Raw genomic sequence first — 16,378 nt, forward strand, 5'->3', positions numbered from 1 at the left:
CGGCAGCGTCAGATGTGTATAAGAGACAGGCGCGGCGGCGGGCTGTTCCTCCGACGGGGCGCCGACGGATGCCGTGCCCGCGCCCAGGTCGACCTTGATGTGCCGCGTCATGACCGGATAGCAGATGCCGTTCTCCAGGCAACCCTGGTAGGCCACGTCGACCGCCACCGCCGTGGCGCCCGCGGCGCCGTTCAGCGGCACCGGCAGCTCGACCTGGTCGAAGTAGACGATGGTGTCGCCGAAGTGTTCGTCGTGATGGGCGGTGCCGCTGGGCCAGTCCGGCTCGCCCGCGCTCACCCCGGCGGGCGAGGTCACCGTGATCTGCGTCTTGTCACGGTAAAGGTAGTAATCCTTGGGCATGGTCCAGCGCAGCAGCAAGCTGCCGTGGTCCTTGACCAGCGCCTCGAAGCGGAACGCCTGGTCGGCGGGGAGTGCCAGCGCCTCGCTACCCGGGGCCGCGGACGGAGCGCCCAGCAGGGCCGCGCCGTTGGCGGCCGGCGTCGCCGCGACGGGGATGGTCGACGCACCGCCGATCGCGAGCTTCAGGTGCTCGGTGTTCGGCGGGTAGCAGATCTTCGGCTCCACCTCATGGCAGCCCTGGTACTGGACGTCGAGTGCGAGCGTCTTCGTGGCGGTGTCGACGAGCGTGTACGGCACGCTGGCCTCGACGTCGCCGTGATAGATCTCCACGTCGCCGAGGTATTCGTCGTGCTTCTTCAGGCCATCGGGGAGCGTCGCCTCGCCCAGCGTGACCGCCGTGGGCTCCGCCGCCTTGATCTTGATCCGGCCCCGGTAGAGGTAATAGTCCGGCGCGATCCGCCAGTGCAGCTTCACCATGCCCGGCTGGCTGGCATCGGAAGTGAGGTGGAAGGCCTGGGTGACCGGCAGCAGGTCGTCGTCGCTTTGGGCGAGCGCCGGCAGGGCGGCGAGCAAGGCGAGGCCGGCGACCAGGTTCCGCGCGAGGCGGGCGAACGACGTCATGGCGACTCCGGGGATCGGTGCGGTGACGAACCGCGTTGGGCGTCGGTCATTATGACCGGGCATACCCGTATTAGCTTGCATCGACGCTGGCTTCCAGCCAGGCGAGATAGGGCGCGTGCCCTTCCACCAGCGGCAGGGCCACGACCTCCGGCACCTCGTAGGGGTGGTGCTCGACGACGAAGGCCTCGACCGCCGCGAAGGCTTCGCGGGTGGTCTTCACCAGCAGGAGGTCCTCGGCGTCGGTGACCACCTCGCCTTTCCAGCGGTAGGTGGACCGCATCCCCGGCAGGTGGTTCACGCAAGCGGCCAGGCCGGCCTGCACGAGGCCGTGGGCGAGGGCGGCGGCGGGTTCGCCGGCGGGACAGGCGACAAGGATGGCGATGGGTTCGGACATGGGTCGATTGTGGTCTTTTTTGTACCCGGGGCCTTGAACGGTTTCGCACAGGCGCCATCTGTCGATCACCCCGAGGCTCTTCCGATTCGTGGAGAGCTTTGGCTAAAATTCTGGCACTCACCCGTGGCAAGTGCTAACAGGGTGGACCAATTTCGTTATCCGTCAATCACATGGTTGGAGAAGTCATGAGCAAACTGCGCCCGCTGCACGATCGCGTCATCGTCAAGCGCCTCGAAGAAGAGCGTGTTTCCGCCGGTGGCATCGTCATCCCTGACAGCGCCACCGAGAAGCCCACCCGCGGCAAGGTCATCGCCGCCGGTACCGGCCTCCTCCTGGCCAGCGGCCAGCTCCGCCCGATGGGCGTGAAGGAAGGCGACGTCGTCCTGTTCGGCAAGTACGCCGGCCAGGAGATCAAGGTCGATGGCGAAGAACTGGTCTTCCTGAAGGAAGACGACATCGTGGCGGTCCTGGAAGGCTGAGCCCCCGCTCGCCCCGTTCCTCCCGGCTATCCCAAACAACTGATCTCAAGGATTCACTCTCATGGCATCTAAAGAAGTCCGCTTCGGCGAAGACGTCCGCGCACGCATGCTGAAGGGCGTCAACACGCTCGCCAACGCCGTCAAGGTCACCCTCGGCCCGAAGGGCCGCAACGTCGTGCTCGAGAAGAGCTTCGGCGCGCCGACCGTCACCAAGGACGGCGTCTCGGTCGCCAAGGAAATCGAACTCGCCGACAAGTACGAGAACATCGGCGCCCAGATCGTCAAGGAAGCCGCCTCGAAGACCTCCGACGTGGCCGGTGACGGCACCACGACGGCCACCGTCCTCGCCCAGGCGTTCATCCAGGAAGGCCTCAAGGCCGTCGCCGCCGGCATCAACCCGATGGACCTCAAGCGCGGCATCGACCAGGCCGTCACGGCCGCCGTCGGCGAGCTGAAGAAGCTTTCCAACCCGACCGCCGACGACAAGGCGATCGCCCAGGTCGGCACGATCTCGGCCAACTCCGACGCGAACATTGGTGACATCATCGCCACCGCGATGGGCAAGGTCGGCAAGGAAGGCGTGATCACGGTCGAGGAAGGCTCGGGCCTCGAGAACGAGCTCGACGTCGTCGAGGGCATGCAGTTCGACCGCGGTTACCTCTCGCCGTACTTCATCAACAACCAGCAGTCGCAGCAGGTTGAACTGGACGACCCGTTCATCCTCATCCACGACAAGAAGATCTCGAACGTCCGTGAGCTCCTGCCGGTGCTCGAGGCCGTCGCCAAGGCCGCCAAGCCGCTGCTGATCGTCGCCGAGGAAGTCGAGGGCGAAGCCCTGGCCACCCTCGTCGTCAACACGATCCGTGGCATCGTCAAGGTCGCCGCCGTCAAGGCGCCGGGCTTCGGCGATCGCCGCAAGGCCATCCTGGAAGACATCGCCATCCTCACCAATGGCGTGGTCATCTCCGAGGAAGTGGGCCTGCAGCTCGACAAGGCCACGATCAACGACCTCGGCCGTGCGAAGCGCGTCGTGATCACCAAGGAAAACACCACGATCATCGACGGTGCCGGCGAAGCCGAGCGCATCCAGTCGCGTATCGGCCAGATCAAGGCGCAGATCGAAGAGACCTCTTCGGACTACGACCGCGAGAAGCTGCAAGAGCGCGTGGCCAAGCTTGCCGGCGGTGTCGCCGTGATCAAGGTCGGCGCCGCGACGGAAGTCGAGATGAAGGAAAAGAAGGCCCGCGTCGAAGACGCCCTGCACGCCACGCGTGCGGCCGTCGAGGAAGGCGTGGTCCCGGGCGGCGGCGTCGCCCTGATCCGTGCGCTGAAGGCCCTGGAAGGCCTGAAGGGCAAGAATCCGGACCAGGACCTCGGCATCGCGATCACCCGTCGCACGCTGGAAGCCCCGCTGCGCGCCATCGTCACCAACGCCGGCGAAGAGGCTTCGGTCATCGTCAACCAGGTGAAGGACGGCCAGGGTAACTTCGGTTACAACGCCGCTACCGGCGAGTTCGGCGACATGATCGCGTTCGGCATCCTGGACCCGACCAAGGTCACCCGTTCGGCGCTGCAGTTCGCCGCCTCGGTGGCTGGCTCGATCATCACGACCGAAGCGGCCGTGACCGAGCTGCCGAAGAAGGACGACGGCCACGGCCACGGTGCCCCCGGCGGCATGGGTGGCATGGGCGGCATGGACTTCTAAGTCCGCGCCTTTCCGGCTCGAAACTGAAAAACCCCGCGGAAACGCGGGGTTTTTTTGTCGCGAAGACAAATCATTGCGTCGATTCGGCAGCTTGGCGCAGGTTCATGTCGATGACGCCGCGTGACGTGTACTGTGATGTCACGAGCTTCGACATACATGCCTGCGTTCGCTGGAAGCAAAGGAAGTTTCACTACAAGGAGCGCCGCCATGACGTGGAGACTGGGTCTTCTTCTTTCGCTGTGCCTTGTTATCGGATGCACATCTCGCCAGACGCATCTTTCCCGGCCACAGGCCGATGGAGAGCAGATCGTCCAAGGTCTCAATGCACGCTACGACGACACGCGCATGTCATGCGCGGATAGTCGCGCTGCCTACTACTGCTCCGGGGTTTTGATTCGCGCAACCGATGCCGTTCCCAACGAAAGTGAGCCTGACCGGCATGCATGGGAATTCTCCCCACGTACGGGGACACCAGAGGGCCTTTCCTTCAGTTATCTGCGCAGCGACGTCGACAGTCGCATCCTCTACGCTCCGGAAACGCGCCCGCACGGACTGCTTCTCAGGCAGGCCGACACCTTCGTGGCGGAGCCGGGCACGGAACCGGTGAGCGTCCTCTGTTCGTTTCCCTACGACGCGGTGACGGGTGATCGGGGTACGACCGGGGATCCAGCGAAGGGGTCGAACGGATGTGGTGCAAGCGAACTCTACGTGGACGAGAGCAAGCCTTGCACGAGCCAGGGGATCGACACCGTCGAGGCATGGCGAAAGCATTTCATCGAAGTCACCACGTTTCCGGGGCAGTTCAAGCACCAGTGTGGTTTCGCTGGTAATCAACAGCAGTTCGCCCTGAGCATCGCTTCACGCCAGAACTCCGATGCCATGATCAACGTCATGCGGCACATGGAATTGATGCTTGGGAACTGGCGGGCAGCCGTGCCGAAGGATCTGCCGATCGAGGCCATCTTCTACACCGCGGGGCCGTACGAGGTGGCCGGACTGAAAGGCGCGCAGCTCATTCAGCGCGACTACAACCTCGTCACCGGCAAGATCGTCCCTGTCGTTCGCTTTGCCCCGGACCCAAGCGTGGCGCCCTTCAGCTATCGCGAGACAGACCAGGCTGTCGTGCATTGACCTTCCTGGTCGCTGCGCGGGCTATTGCCCTGCGCCCGATGCAGCCTGTTCCTCGGCTGTACCTGGCTGGCGCGCCAGCGTGGCCGTCTCGGGCAGGGCATATTGCGCGACCAGCGGCTCCAATTTGTGCTTCATCCGAAGCATCGCCACGTTACCCATGGATACATCCGTATATTTCTGCATGGCATCCTCGGCTGGCGTGGGCGCGTCCGGTGCATGCGTGAGCGGGGCGAGGCGAGGAGCGACGACCTGGGTGAGCGCGAAGTACGGATCGTCGTGCACGCCGGCCTGCTCCAACAGCTTGCCGGGCAGCATCCATGCCGCAAGGTCCGCCTTCTCAGGCGCGGGGCCATCGCCGTGCGTGTCGATGAGGATATAGGGCACGGTCTGGTTGAACATGCCGATACCGTCGGCGAAACCGAGTTTGTCGTACGTCTCGGTGAGTGCGGGCAGGTGGTCGCCATAGAACAGGAGCAGGGTCGGCCGCTCGCGTTGCTTGAGGAGTTCGGCGAGACGGCCTAATTCGGCGTCGGCGTGGCGCATATGATAGATGTAGTTGCGCAATTGCAGTTTCGCGGCGTCACTGATGCCGTCGGGGACGGGAATGGCGTCGCGCTCGCGCGTGTCGATGTTCACGCTCTTGTCGTACGGCCCATGGGCTTCCATGCTGATCGCGAAGACGAAACGCGGCGGACCGGAGTCCTTCAGCTGGCTCATGATCTCGTCGGTCATGGCGCTGTCCGCCATGTATTCGCCGTCCTTGCGGAAGTCCTTGGGGAAATCCGGCTGCGACACGAAGCGGTCGAAGCCCAACGACTTGAACGCCGTGCTCCGGTTCCAGAACGAGGCGTCGTTACCGTGGACGGCTATGGTTTCGTACCCGTGGGAACGCAGCGTGCGCACCATGCCCGGCACGACACCGGAATGCATTTGCAAGTAAGGGAATTGCATCGTCGGGAAATAGCGCAGCGACAGACCCGTGAGTACTTCGAATTCGGTACGGATCGTGCCGCCTCCGAACGTCGGGACATGCAGGCGCCCCGTGCTCGCATGCTCCGCGAGTCGATGCAGGTTCGGTGCGAAGTCTTCGTTTTCGAGGCCGCGAATCGCGCTCGGATCGAAGAACGATTCACTCTGCACGACGACGATGTCGGGCGTCTGTCGTCCATGGGTCGCCGCCACCGCCATGTGCTCGCGCAGGGCGGGCCCGGTGTCCGCGAGGAAGCGTCCGGCTTCGGCCGGATCGGCTTTGGTCTTCTTGCCTGCATCCTGGAGACGGAACTGCACGATCGTCGTCACCACGCCGTTGTAGCCGGCGTTCGCCGCCGCGGACCAGGGTTGCAGGCCCAGGCGGTCCTTGTCGTAGATGGTCGACCACGCGGGAACGCCGGCGAACAGGGTACCCATGAGGGCGACCAGGGACAGCCCGGCGACGAGGCGGCGGCCCTTCGTCCGGCGCGCGAAAAGCGGCGGTTCGTAACGGGCGATGAGGACGATGAGCGCGAGCGTGCCCAGGATGGCCAGGTAGGGCAGCGGATCGGCGGGCAGGTAGCCGCCGAGCAGATGCAGCCCACCGTTCTTCAACTGGCCGACCATGCGGAAGTCGGCGGGTAGCAGTGGCGCACCCAGGTTCTTCATCTTGATGGCGCTGACCACCAGTACGGCGCCCTGCGCCATGAAGGCGAGACCGAACGACAGCCACGCCCGGCGCGTGAGCACCAGCAACAGCGAGGCGAGCAGAAGGCCGGGGAAGGCGTTGGCGAACAGGTGCCACGGCCGGGCAGCCCACTCGGCGCTGGATACGCCCGGGTTGCCATCGAGGAAGCCGGTGTAGAGAACGAACGCCACGGCGAGGCAGAGTGGCAACGCCGCCCGGGTTATCACGTCACGCCAACGCTTTGAATCGAAAGTCATAACGCCCTCTTGTCACGCCCCTGTAGCAAGGGGGTAGGGACTGTAACGCAGTGGACATGAACCGGTTGTCAGGCGAGGGCGCGCGCATTCTTGCGATCCGTGGCCGGGACATGAGATGAATCGCAATCCGACGGCGGGAAGCGCGCCACGCCGCGGCTAGGGCACAATGACCATCTCATGAATGCATCGACGACGGCCCCGCGCGAAAGCCCCGAACTACGCGCATTGATCGACACCCGTTACGACGACGTTATGGCGGCATGCCGTGCGGCGCGCATCCCGCTATACGACGACGCCGGCGTGGCCGAACGGATCCGGCGAACCTTGCTCGCCTCGGACTTCGCCTTCGATATCCTGCGTCGCCAGCCCGATCTGCTCGCACCTGCCGGGCTGGAACGACTCCGGGCCAATGCGGACGCGGGAACGCGCGGCGCCACGCTGGAGTTGCCGGGGGACGAGGATCGTTGCATGTCGGTGCTTCGCCGCTTCCGGCACGCGGAAGCTGTCCGCATCGTGTTCCGCGACGTGAACGGGCTGGACGACCTGGACGAAACGCTTTCCTCGACGAGCGCGCTTTATGAAACCTTGCTCGAGGTTGCCCTGCGCTGGTCGGAAAGCGCCATGCATGCGCGCTACGGACAGCCGCGCGATGCGAACGGCGTCGCGCAGCGCACGGTGGTGCTCGGCTTCGGCAAGCTCGGCGGCAACGAACTGAATTTTTCCTCCGACATCGATCTTGTGCTGGCGTATGCCTCGGGCGGAGAAACCGATGGAGCGCGGCCGCTGGACAACGGCGAGTACTTCATTCGCGAAACGCGCCAGCTCGTGCGCCTGCTGGCCGAGCCCACGCTGGATGGCATCTGCGCACGCGTGGACCTGCGCCTGCGTCCGTTCGGCAATGCGGGGCGGCTGTCGCTGCCCTTCGCGGCGATGGAGCAGTACTACCAACGCGAAGGCCGCGATTGGGAACGCTATGCGTGGATCAAGGCACGGCCGGTGGCCGGCGACCGCGTCGCCGGCCGCGAACTGCAGGACATGCTCCGGCCTTTTGTCTATCGCCGCTACCTCGACTACACGGCGTTCGCCGGCCTGCGTGAGATGAAGGCGTTGATCGACGCGGAGGTCGCGCGCAAGGATCTCGCCGGCAACCTGAAGCTCGGCCCCGGTGGCATTCGTGAAATCGAATTCGTGGTGCAGCTGACCCAGATGATCCGTGGCGGTCGCGACCCGGCCTTGCGCGTGCGTGGCCTGCTGCCCGCGCTGCGTGCTTGCGAGGCGCGCGGTTATATCCCATCGGCACGGGCGAAGCTGCTGCGCTCGGCCTACGTGTTCCTGCGCCGCCTGGAGAACCGCGTGCAGATGCTGCGCGATGCGCAGACCCACGATATCCCCGACGATGCGCTGTCGCGCGAAAGGCTGGCCCTTGGATTGGGCTACGCCCATTGGGACGACCTCGCGCTGGATCTGCTCCGCCATCGCGATGCCGTGTCCGCCGAATTCGCCGCCGTGCTCGTTCCCGAAGCGGGCGGCACGGCGACGGCTCCCATCGCCGACGTCGAACTCTGGCGGGCGGCACGGGGAGAGACCCTCGATGCCGCCATGATGGGGGCGTCGGGTTTCGTCCCTGGCGAGGAAGCGGCCAACGAGCTGGTGAAATTGCCGCGCACGGCGGCGGTCCGCTCGATGTCGGCGCGTTCGTCCGAACGCATCGAGCGCCTGATGCCCCACTTGATCGGCGCGGCCCGTGGCAGCGTGGCGCCCGTGGCCAGCCTCTTGCGCTTGCTGCGCCTGGTCCAGGCCGTCGCGCGTCGTTCGTCGTACCTCGCCCTGCTCGACGAACAGCCCAATGCACGGCGGCGTGTCGCCGGCGTATTCGCGGACAGCGCGTTCCTCGCGGAGCGCGTGATCGCGCAACCGCTGTTGCTCGACGACGTGCTCGATCCGCGCATCGACCAGTTGCCGCTGAAACGTGCGGACATCTCGGCCGAGATCGCACGCACCCTCGGCGCGCTGGATGAGCGCGACGCGGAGCACGAGCTGGAACGCATCAACGAATTCCGTTCGAGCATCGCCTTTCGCCTCGGGCTGGCCTTCAATGACGGCCGGTCGGATGCCACCGCGACGGCGCGGCGGCTCGCCGGGCTGGCGGAGGCGGTGGTCGCGGCGATCCTCGCCCTGGCGACGCGCGAACTCACGGCCCAGCATGGCCGCCTGCCGGGCGAGGGTAGCGGGTTCGCCGTGCTCGGCTATGGCAGCCTCGGTGGCGAGGAACTGGGTTTCGCTTCCGACCTGGACCTGGTCTTCGTCTACGATGGCAAGCGTGCCAATGCGATGAGCGACGGCCCGCGGCCAGTCGACGGCACGCGTTGGTACCAGCGCCTGGCGCAGCGCGTGATGCACTGGCTGAACGTGCAGACCCACGCAGGCAGGTTGTACGACGTGGATACGCGCCTGCGGCCGGACGGATCGAAGGGGCTGCTGGTCGCCAGCGTCGATGCGTTCGAGGCATACCAGCGGGACCGTGCATGGACCTGGGAACACCAGGCGCTGTTGCGCGCCCGCCCGGTGGCGGGTGATGCGCGGCTTGGCGCCGCCCTTGCGGGCATCCGGCGCGAGATCCTCGGCGCCCCGCGTGACGCCGCGCGCGTTCGCGCCGACGTGGGCGCCATGCGTGCACGCTGGCGCGGCGAGCGGGACCGTTCCGACGCCGATCATGTCGACCTGAAGCAGGGCGTGGGCGCGCTCATCGACATCGAGTTCATCCTGCAGGGCATGGTCCTCGGGCACGCGGCCGCGCATCCGTCGGTGCTCGACACGCATGCCAGCAGCACGTTGATCGACGTGTTGCGCGAGGCGGGGCTGTTCACCCAGGCCCAGGCCGACACCTTGCACCTCGCGCATGCGGACCTCCTGCAGATGGGGCTCGCCTGCACGCTCGACCTGCGTCCGCGCATCGCCGCGCGCACGCCGGCCCTGGACGCGTTGTGCGCCGGGGTGGAGCAGGTCGCGGCCGAGCTGGGCTTCGATTTCTCCGGGCGTGCCGAGGCGGCGGCGCAGGGTGCCTGAATTCGATGCACGGCGTTATGCTGTCCGGCCGTTCCACGACACGATCCCGATGACCCGAACCCCGTTGCTGATCGACACCGACCCCGGCGTGGACGACGCGCTGGCCATCCTGATGGCGCACGAGCATGCCGATGTCACCGCGTTGACGGTGGCCGCGGGCAATGTCGGGCTCGACCACACCGTGCGCAATGCCCGCACGCTGGTGCAACTGATCGGCGCGGCGACGCCGGTGCATCCCGGTTGTCCGTCGCCATTGGTGCGTGCTCCGGACGAGGACGCGGCCTTCGTCCACGGTGCCGACGGCTTCGGCGACGTCGGCTTCGCCGAGCCCTCGCATCCCACGCAGGCCGAGCACGCCGCGCTCGCCCTGGTCCGCCTGACCCGCGAGCGCCCAGGCGAACTGACGCTCGTGGCGCTCGGGCCGCTGACTAACCTCGCCCTGGCCATCCGTCTCGACCCGGCGTTCCCGTCGCGCGTGAAGCGCCTGGTCGTCATGGGGGGCGCTGTCACCGGTCATGGGAACACAGGCAAGGTCCCCGCCGAATTCAACATCGGTTTCGATCCCGAAGCGGCCCACGTGGTGTTCGAGGCATTCGAGATGTTCGACCTCGTGGACTGGGAAGCCACGGTGCGTCATGCCTTCGCAGACGAGGTCTACGAGGAATGGATAGCCTCTGGCGACAACCGGGCGGTATTTTTCGAGAAGATCTTCGGCACCGCGCGCCGCTTCAACGCCGAGCACGAGCGCACGGGCTTCATCGCGGCGGACGCCCTGGCGATGGCCGTGGCCCTCGACCCGTCCATGGTCGTGCGGGCCGAGACCCGCCATGTGGCGATCGAGCTAGACGGCCGGCTGACCCGCGGCGCCACGGTGGTCGACTGGCACCGGCGCCTCGGCGGCCGGGCCAACGCCAGGATCGTGCTGGACGTGGACCAGGACCGCTTTCGCGAACTGATCGCCGGGGCGCTGGGCGCCCGCTGAGTCGCCCGCCCTCGTGGCCGCCTGCCATCATGGGCTCTGCCTGCCCCGTGGCTGCCAGACCCCATGCCCTGGTGGGCTTTGGCATACCCTGTGGGAGCCGATTCATCGGCGATCCCGCGGCAGCGGGCCAGTTCCAGGTAAGCCCCCGTCGCCGCTGAAGCGGCTCCCACAACAGAAGCGGCCCCCTCGGGTGCCAACATGGGCGAGGCTTGCCGTGGCCGGCTCGGCTGGTTACAATGCCGCTCTTTTCACCCCGCTATTTCTCAGGTTCAAGCCATGAAAGAGAACATCCATCCGAAGTACCAGCCGGTGGTCTTCCAGGACCTGTCGTCGGATTTCGCGTTCCTGACGCGTTCGACGATGTCCAGCAAGGAGACCGTCAAGTGGGAAGACGGTAACGAATACCCGGTGATCAAGCTCGATATCAGCAGCCATTCGCACCCGTTCTACACGGGCAAGCAGAAGACGCTCGACATCGGCGGCCGCGTCGACAAGTTCCGCCAGCGTTACGGCAAGAAGTAATACCGGGAAATCCGCGCGCCGCCTGCGGGGTGGCGTTTCGCGAGGATCGACAGACACGGGGCGAGCCCACGGCTTGCCCCGTGTCTTTTTGCGTCCACGAATTGCCCGTTGGTCGAACGGACGTTCGAACAGCCTCTGTGCGATAATGGGGAACTTCGGCTGCACGTAGTGGCCGGTACGACGCCTTCCCCAGGGTGCCGTTTCCCCAAAATCGCCGAGAAGAAGAGGAGCTCGCCGTGTCCGACGCCAAAACCGTCAAATTGGTCGATGAATCCAACAAGCCCGTGAGTGAACTGCCGGTCATCGGCGGCACGCTCGGCGCCGAGTGCGTCGACATCGGCACGTTGTACAAGGACACCGGCTACTTCACCTACGATCCGGGCTACGGCAGCACCGCCAGCACCAAGAGCGCCATCACCTACATCGACGGCGACAAGGGTGTCCTGCTGTATCGCGGCTACCCGATCGAACAGCTCGCCGAGAAGTCCACCTTCCTCGAGACCTCGTACCTGCTGCTCAATGGCGAACTGCCCAGCAAGGCCGAGTTCGCGAAGTTCGAGCACGACATCACGCATCACTCGATGATGCACGAGAACCTCAAGTTCTTCCTGCGCGGCTTCAACCACGACGCGCACCCGATGGCCATGCTTGCCGGCTCGATCGCTTCGCTTTCGGCGTTCTACCACGACAAGCTCGACGTCGATAACCCGGAAGACCGCAAGCTCGCCGCCATCCGCCTGATCGCGAAGATGCCGACGATTTCCGCCGCCATCTACCGCCACTCGATCGGTTGGCCGACGCGTTATCCGCGCAACAACCTCGAATACGTCACGCGCTTCCTGCACATGATGTTCGAAGTGCCGAGCGAGCCGCTGGAACTGAACCCGGTCGTCGCCAAGGCGCTCGACCTGCTCTTCATCCTGCACGCCGACCACGAGCAGAACGCCTCCACCTCCACGGTCCGCCTGGTCGGTTCGACGGGTGCCAATCCCTACGCGTCGATCGCCGCTGGCATCACCGCGCTCTGGGGTCCGGCCCACGGTGGTGCGAACGAAGCCGTGCTCAAGCAGCTCGAGGAAATCGGTTCGGCCGACAAGGTCGAGACGGCCGTCAAGCGTGCGAAGGACAAGAACGACTCCTTCCGCCTGATGGGCTTCGGTCACCGGGTGTACAAGAACTTCGACCCGCGCGCCAAGATCATCCGCGAAATGTGCCACAAGGTGCTCAACGAACTCGGCGTCAACGACCCGTTGCTCGACGTCGCGATGAAGCTGGAGGAAGCCGCGCTGAAGGACGATTACTTCGTCGAGCGCAAGCTCTACCCGAACGTCGACTTCTACTCGGGCATCATCTACAAGGCGCTCGGCATCCCGACCGAGATGTTCACCGTGATGTTCGCCATCGCGCGCACGTCCGGCTGGATCTCGCACTGGATCGAGCAGCACGAGACCCCGGGATCGCGCATCGGCCGCCCGCGCCAGATCTACACCGGCGCCGACGTTCGCGACTACGTTCCGAACGACAAGCGCTAAGAAAAAAAGCCCCGCGAAAGCGGGGTTTTTTTGCCCGGTGCCAGGGAAAGAAGCACTCCGGTGGGAAATTCACCCCAACGGGAGAATCATTTCCGTGGGAGCCGACTTTGTCGGCGATGGCTGCTTGCCTCAGCCCAGGAAGGATCTTGTGGGAGCCGACCCTGTCGGCGATGGGTGCTTGCCTGAACCTGGCCCGCTATCGCGGGATCGCCGACAAGGTCGGCTCCCACCAAAGCCGGCTCCCACCAATCGGTTCCCACCACCAATCGGTTCCCAGCAAGAAGCCGGCTCTCGCCAAGAGAGCCGGCACGATCTATTTCTCCGTCAAGACGACGCGTTGAAGGCGGCGATGTCCTCTTCCGCCAACAGCTCCTGCACCATGGCCGCCGTGGCACGGCGCATCGGCCGTTCGTCCACGCGATCCAGTGGCGCCTGGCGCAGCGCATCCATCGGCAACACGGTCAGGTCGAAAGGAATCCCGTCGGCACCGAACAGCAATACCGGATGTTCGCTTTGGGCGGTGCCCGACCAGCGCAGTCGCCGCGTCTGGGTTTCCAGGGGGATGCCTCGCTCGCGCAGGAACAGGCCAGGGGCTTCCGGATCGTCACTGAAGACATGCAGGCATACGGCGGAATGCTCGTCCGCCGTGCCTTCGAGAACGGCGCCGACCAGGCGGGTGTCGAATCCGCGCAGGAAGTGCATGGCCTCCACCGCGGCTTCGCGCCGGGCCCGCAGGGCCTGCGGTTGCGAATCGCCATGGAACAGGCGCTGGTGTTCGCGCAGCGCGTCCTCGATCTCGTTGTTGCGGGGCAGGGCCTGTGTGTCGACGATGCCGAGCCGTTCGGCGGCCTTCACCTTCGCATGGTGGAAATCCCGGATACCGTGCTCGCTCATCAGGCGTGCCGCCTCCTGGGCGACGAGGACGCGATTGCGCTGCGTCCGGTCCTGGGCATGGATCCTGTGGTGTTCGCCTCGTGCCATGACTCACCCCCGTATGGTGTGAACGTGTGCCAGACGCGCGATCGCTGGCTCGGCGCGCGCGTCAGAAGATGTCGTAGGCGTGTTCCTGCTGTTCCTCCTGCTGTTTTTGTGTCGCCTGCTCGCGAAGACGGTCGACGTCCTCGACCTTCATGATCTCGTTCATGCCGCCCGGCGAGGGCAGGCCGGAACCCGGGTCGATCTGCACCGTGGCGATACCCGGCGGCATGGCCAGCATGTGCGATGGCTTGTCCTTGAGGAACGCGCCCATGTAGTCCATCCAGATGGGCAGCGCGGCCTTGGCGCCGAACTCACCACGTCCCAGCGAACTGAAGTCGTCGAAGCCGACCCAGACCGCCGTGGACACGTCGCCGTTGAAGCCGACGAACCAGGCGTCACGGTGGTCGTTGGTGGAACCGGTCTTGCCCGCGATGTCGTCACGGCCCAGGGCCTTCGCCGCGGCACCGGTGCCACGCTTCACCACATCCTGCATCAACGAGGTGACGAGGTAGTCGTTGCGTACGTCGATCACGTGCGGCGCCAGCTTCGGCGCTTCCGAAGCGCTGGCATGGGCATCGGCGGGAAGCACGGCGTCGCCGGTGCCGCTGCCCGCCGCCGTGCTCGAGGTCGCCGGACGCGCGGGAATCAAGGCGGACGAAGCCTGCGTCGGTGGCCCCGGCGGAGTCGGGTTCAACAGGCGCTCCTGGCATTCCGCACAGGCCCGCTCGGGATTGGCCAGATAGACGGGGTTGCCGTCGCGGTCGTCGATCCGGGAGATGAAATACGGCGTGACGAGATAGCCGCCATTGGCGAACACCGCGTAGCCACGGGCCATGCTCATCGGCGACACGGACGCCGTGCCGAGCGCCAGCGAAAGGTTTTGCGGCAGTGCGTCCGGCGTGAAGCCGAACCGGGTCATGTAGTCACGCGCGAAGCGCAGGCCGATGGCATCGAGCAAGCGTACCGAGACCAGGTTCTTCGACTTCACCAGGGCCTCGCGCAGGCGCATCGGGCCGTCGAACTTGTTGTCGTCGTTGGCCGGCGTCCACATGCCGTCCGGGCGCGAAGGATCGGGGAAGGCCACGGGGGCGTCGTTGACGATGGATGCCGGCGTGAAGCCACGCTCGAAGGCCGCCGAATACAGGTAGGGCTTGAAGCTGGAGCCCGGCTGACGGGCGGCCATCACGGCGCGGTTGAACTTCGAGCGCACGAAGCTGAAACCGCCTACCAATGCGCGCACGGCACCATCTTCCGGATCCAGCGAGACCAGGGCGGCCTGCACGGCGGGGATCTGGGTGAGGCGCCATTCGAGCCGGGCCGGCTCCGCCTTGGGCGCCGGTGCCTCCTTGCCTTCTTCCGCGGCGCCGCTGGCCACGTCCTCGTTCACGTCGTCTTTCGCCGCGCGGAACAGGCGGACGACATCGCCGCGCTTGAGCACGGCATCCACGCGGGTCGGTGCCGCGCCGGCGCGCCCTTCGTTGACATAAGGCCGTGCCCAGGCCATGGACTCCAGGCTGAGCGTGACCGTCTCCTTGGGCGAGAGGTACACCTTGGCCTCCTTTGCGCCAGTCTCCGTGACGATGCCAGGCATCATGCCCGCGACGCTCGTGTAGCCGGCGAGAACGCGGTCATAGTCCTCCGGGCCGGCCTGCGCAGGCAACTCTTCGTGGCCCTCGGGACCGCGATAGCCATGTCGGCGATCGTAGGCCGAGAGGCGGCCGCGCAAGGCCTCGTTGGCGGCGGCCTGGCTGTCGCTGGGCACCGTCGTATGCACGACGTAGCCCTCGGTCAAGGCTTCGTTGCCGAATTTCTCCAGCACCTGCTGGCGGACCATCTCCGCCAGGTACGGGGCGTCCACCTCGATCTGCTGTTCGTGCGGGAAGGCGTCGTTGGGCTCCTTGATCGCCTCGTCGTATTCGGCCTTCGTGATGAAGCGGTTGGACAGCATCTGGCCGAGCACCCAGTCGCGGCGGGCGAGCAGGCGCTTGGGATTGTTCAGTGGATTGACCACCGAAGGAAGCTGGAAGGTCGAGGCGAGGGCGGCGCTTTCGGCAACGGTGAGTTGATCCAGCGTCTTCCCGTAGTAATACGAGGCCGCCGCCGCCAGGCCATAGGAACGGTGTCCCAGGAACATCTTGTTGATGTAGAGCTCCAGGATCTGGTCCTTGCTGAGCTCGTTTTCCATGCGCAGGGCGATGAACATCTCCGTCAGCTTGCGCGAATAGAGCTTCTCCGGGCTGAGGAAGAAGTTTCGCGCCACCTGCTGGGTGATGGTCGATCCGCCCGGCCCCTTGTCACCGCCGGAGAGGATCACGTGGATGCCGGCGCGGGCGATGCCGTGCCAGTCGACGCCCGGATGGCTATAGAAATCGGCGTCCTCGGCCGATAAGACGGCATTCTTGAGGCGTGCCGGCACGTCGGCGATGCGCACGGGGATGCGCCGGGTTTCGCCGAAGGAGGCGATCAGGCGGCCGTCGGAACTCAGGACACGGAGCGGAACCTGCATGTGGTAGTCGCGCAGGACGGCGACGGACGGCAGGCGCGGCGCCAGGAGCCAGTAGGCGACGCCCACGGCGCCAACCACGAACAGGATGCCGGCCAGGGCGAGGTACAGCGCATAGCGCAGCAGACGCTTGAGGATTCGCATGGAGGGGGAGGGGTCACCGCCGTATGGGTCGTGGCGGAGTATAGAAC

The 16,378-nt window shown here is 65.8% G+C and carries 12 protein-coding genes; 7 read left to right on the plus strand and 5 right to left on the minus strand.

Annotated features, from left to right (window positions below):
• The coding region (locus ACR9ZJ_RS15240; RefSeq protein WP_481288212.1) for a protein-disulfide reductase DsbD N-terminal domain-containing protein at positions 1-981 on the minus strand (981 nt) is incomplete at its 3' end.
• A gap of 70 nt (positions 982-1,051) precedes the next feature.
• On the minus strand, positions 1,052-1,375 hold the full coding sequence (gene cutA, locus ACR9ZJ_RS15245; protein ID WP_306851022.1) for a divalent-cation tolerance protein CutA: 324 nt from the start codon (positions 1,373-1,375) through the stop codon (positions 1,052-1,054).
• 185 nt (positions 1,376-1,560) lie between these two features.
• Between cutA and ACR9ZJ_RS15250 the strand changes: the two genes are divergently transcribed.
• The 3 genes from ACR9ZJ_RS15250 to ACR9ZJ_RS15260 all read left to right on the plus strand — a co-directional run bounded on the left by ACR9ZJ_RS15250 (position 1,561) and on the right by ACR9ZJ_RS15260 (position 4,690).
• On the plus strand, positions 1,561-1,854 hold the full coding sequence (locus tag ACR9ZJ_RS15250) for a co-chaperone GroES (RefSeq protein WP_036110126.1): 294 nt from the start codon (positions 1,561-1,563) through the stop codon (positions 1,852-1,854).
• Positions 1,855-1,915: 61 nt separating this feature from the next.
• Positions 1,916-3,559 (plus strand): chaperonin GroEL, encoded by a 1,644-nt coding sequence (groL, locus tag ACR9ZJ_RS15255; protein ID WP_481281640.1) that lies wholly within the window; start codon positions 1,916-1,918, stop codon positions 3,557-3,559.
• Between the two features lie 207 nt (positions 3,560-3,766).
• Positions 3,767-4,690, plus strand: a complete 924-nt coding sequence (locus tag ACR9ZJ_RS15260; protein ID WP_481288213.1) for a hypothetical protein — start codon at positions 3,767-3,769, stop codon at positions 4,688-4,690.
• 21 nt (positions 4,691-4,711) lie between these two features.
• Here ACR9ZJ_RS15260 and ACR9ZJ_RS15265 read toward each other — a convergent pair whose 3' ends face one another.
• Entirely contained in the window at positions 4,712-6,604 is a 1,893-nt protein-coding gene (locus tag ACR9ZJ_RS15265) for an LTA synthase family protein (RefSeq protein WP_481281638.1), read from the minus strand.
• Positions 6,605-6,781: 177 nt separating this feature from the next.
• On the opposite strand from ACR9ZJ_RS15265, the gene glnE reads away from it, so the two are divergent.
• The 4 genes from glnE (at position 6,782) to ACR9ZJ_RS15285 (ending at position 12,706) form a co-directional block, all read left to right on the plus strand.
• Entirely contained in the window at positions 6,782-9,670 is a 2,889-nt protein-coding gene (gene glnE / locus ACR9ZJ_RS15270; RefSeq protein ID WP_481288214.1) for a bifunctional [glutamate--ammonia ligase]-adenylyl-L-tyrosine phosphorylase/[glutamate--ammonia-ligase] adenylyltransferase, read from the plus strand.
• A 49-nt stretch (positions 9,671-9,719) separates the two neighbouring features.
• Positions 9,720-10,652 carry a nucleoside hydrolase gene (locus ACR9ZJ_RS15275; RefSeq protein WP_481281636.1) on the plus strand — a complete coding sequence of 311 codons (933 nt, stop codon included), beginning with the start codon at positions 9,720-9,722 and terminating at the stop codon, positions 10,650-10,652.
• Positions 10,653-10,928: 276 nt separating this feature from the next.
• Positions 10,929-11,174 carry a type B 50S ribosomal protein L31 gene (locus ACR9ZJ_RS15280; RefSeq protein WP_306851017.1) on the plus strand — a complete coding sequence of 82 codons (246 nt, stop codon included), beginning with the start codon at positions 10,929-10,931 and terminating at the stop codon, positions 11,172-11,174.
• Positions 11,175-11,410: 236 nt separating this feature from the next.
• The gene (locus tag ACR9ZJ_RS15285) at positions 11,411-12,706 is read left to right on the plus strand and encodes a citrate synthase (RefSeq protein WP_481281635.1); all 1,296 of its coding nucleotides are present in this window, start codon (positions 11,411-11,413) and stop codon (positions 12,704-12,706) included.
• Between the two features lie 324 nt (positions 12,707-13,030).
• On the opposite strand, the gene ACR9ZJ_RS15290 is transcribed toward ACR9ZJ_RS15285, so the two are convergent.
• Together ACR9ZJ_RS15290 and ACR9ZJ_RS15295 are read right to left on the minus strand one after the other, a co-directional pair.
• Entirely contained in the window at positions 13,031-13,687 is a 657-nt protein-coding gene (locus ACR9ZJ_RS15290; RefSeq protein WP_481281633.1) for a hypothetical protein, read from the minus strand.
• A 61-nt stretch (positions 13,688-13,748) separates the two neighbouring features.
• A complete protein-coding gene (locus ACR9ZJ_RS15295; protein ID WP_481288215.1) occupies positions 13,749-16,331 on the minus strand; it encodes a penicillin-binding protein 1A in 2,583 nt (860 codons plus the stop codon).
• Between the last annotated feature and the right edge of the window lie 47 nt (positions 16,332-16,378).

This window comes from Luteibacter sp. KNZ12-1A (assembly GCF_056755675.1).

Excerpts from the sequence above, each read along its gene's own strand:
- cutA (WP_306851022.1), bottom strand. The coding sequence starts at position 1,375 with ATGTCCGAACCCATCGCCATCCTTGTCGCCTGTCCCGCCGGCGAACCC.
- ACR9ZJ_RS15250 (WP_036110126.1), top strand. The coding sequence starts at position 1,561 with ATGAGCAAACTGCGCCCGCTGCACGATCGCGTCATCGTCAAGCGCCTC.
- groL (WP_481281640.1), top strand. The coding sequence starts at position 1,916 with ATGGCATCTAAAGAAGTCCGCTTCGGCGAAGACGTCCGCGCACGCATG.
- ACR9ZJ_RS15260 (WP_481288213.1), top strand. The coding sequence starts at position 3,767 with ATGACGTGGAGACTGGGTCTTCTTCTTTCGCTGTGCCTTGTTATCGGA.
- ACR9ZJ_RS15265 (WP_481281638.1), bottom strand. The coding sequence starts at position 6,604 with ATGACTTTCGATTCAAAGCGTTGGCGTGACGTGATAACCCGGGCGGCG.
- glnE (WP_481288214.1), top strand. The coding sequence starts at position 6,782 with ATGAATGCATCGACGACGGCCCCGCGCGAAAGCCCCGAACTACGCGCA.
- ACR9ZJ_RS15275 (WP_481281636.1), top strand. The coding sequence starts at position 9,720 with ATGACCCGAACCCCGTTGCTGATCGACACCGACCCCGGCGTGGACGAC.
- ACR9ZJ_RS15280 (WP_306851017.1), top strand. The coding sequence starts at position 10,929 with ATGAAAGAGAACATCCATCCGAAGTACCAGCCGGTGGTCTTCCAGGAC.
- ACR9ZJ_RS15290 (WP_481281633.1), bottom strand. The coding sequence starts at position 13,687 with ATGGCACGAGGCGAACACCACAGGATCCATGCCCAGGACCGGACGCAG.
- ACR9ZJ_RS15295 (WP_481288215.1), bottom strand. The coding sequence starts at position 16,331 with ATGCGAATCCTCAAGCGTCTGCTGCGCTATGCGCTGTACCTCGCCCTG.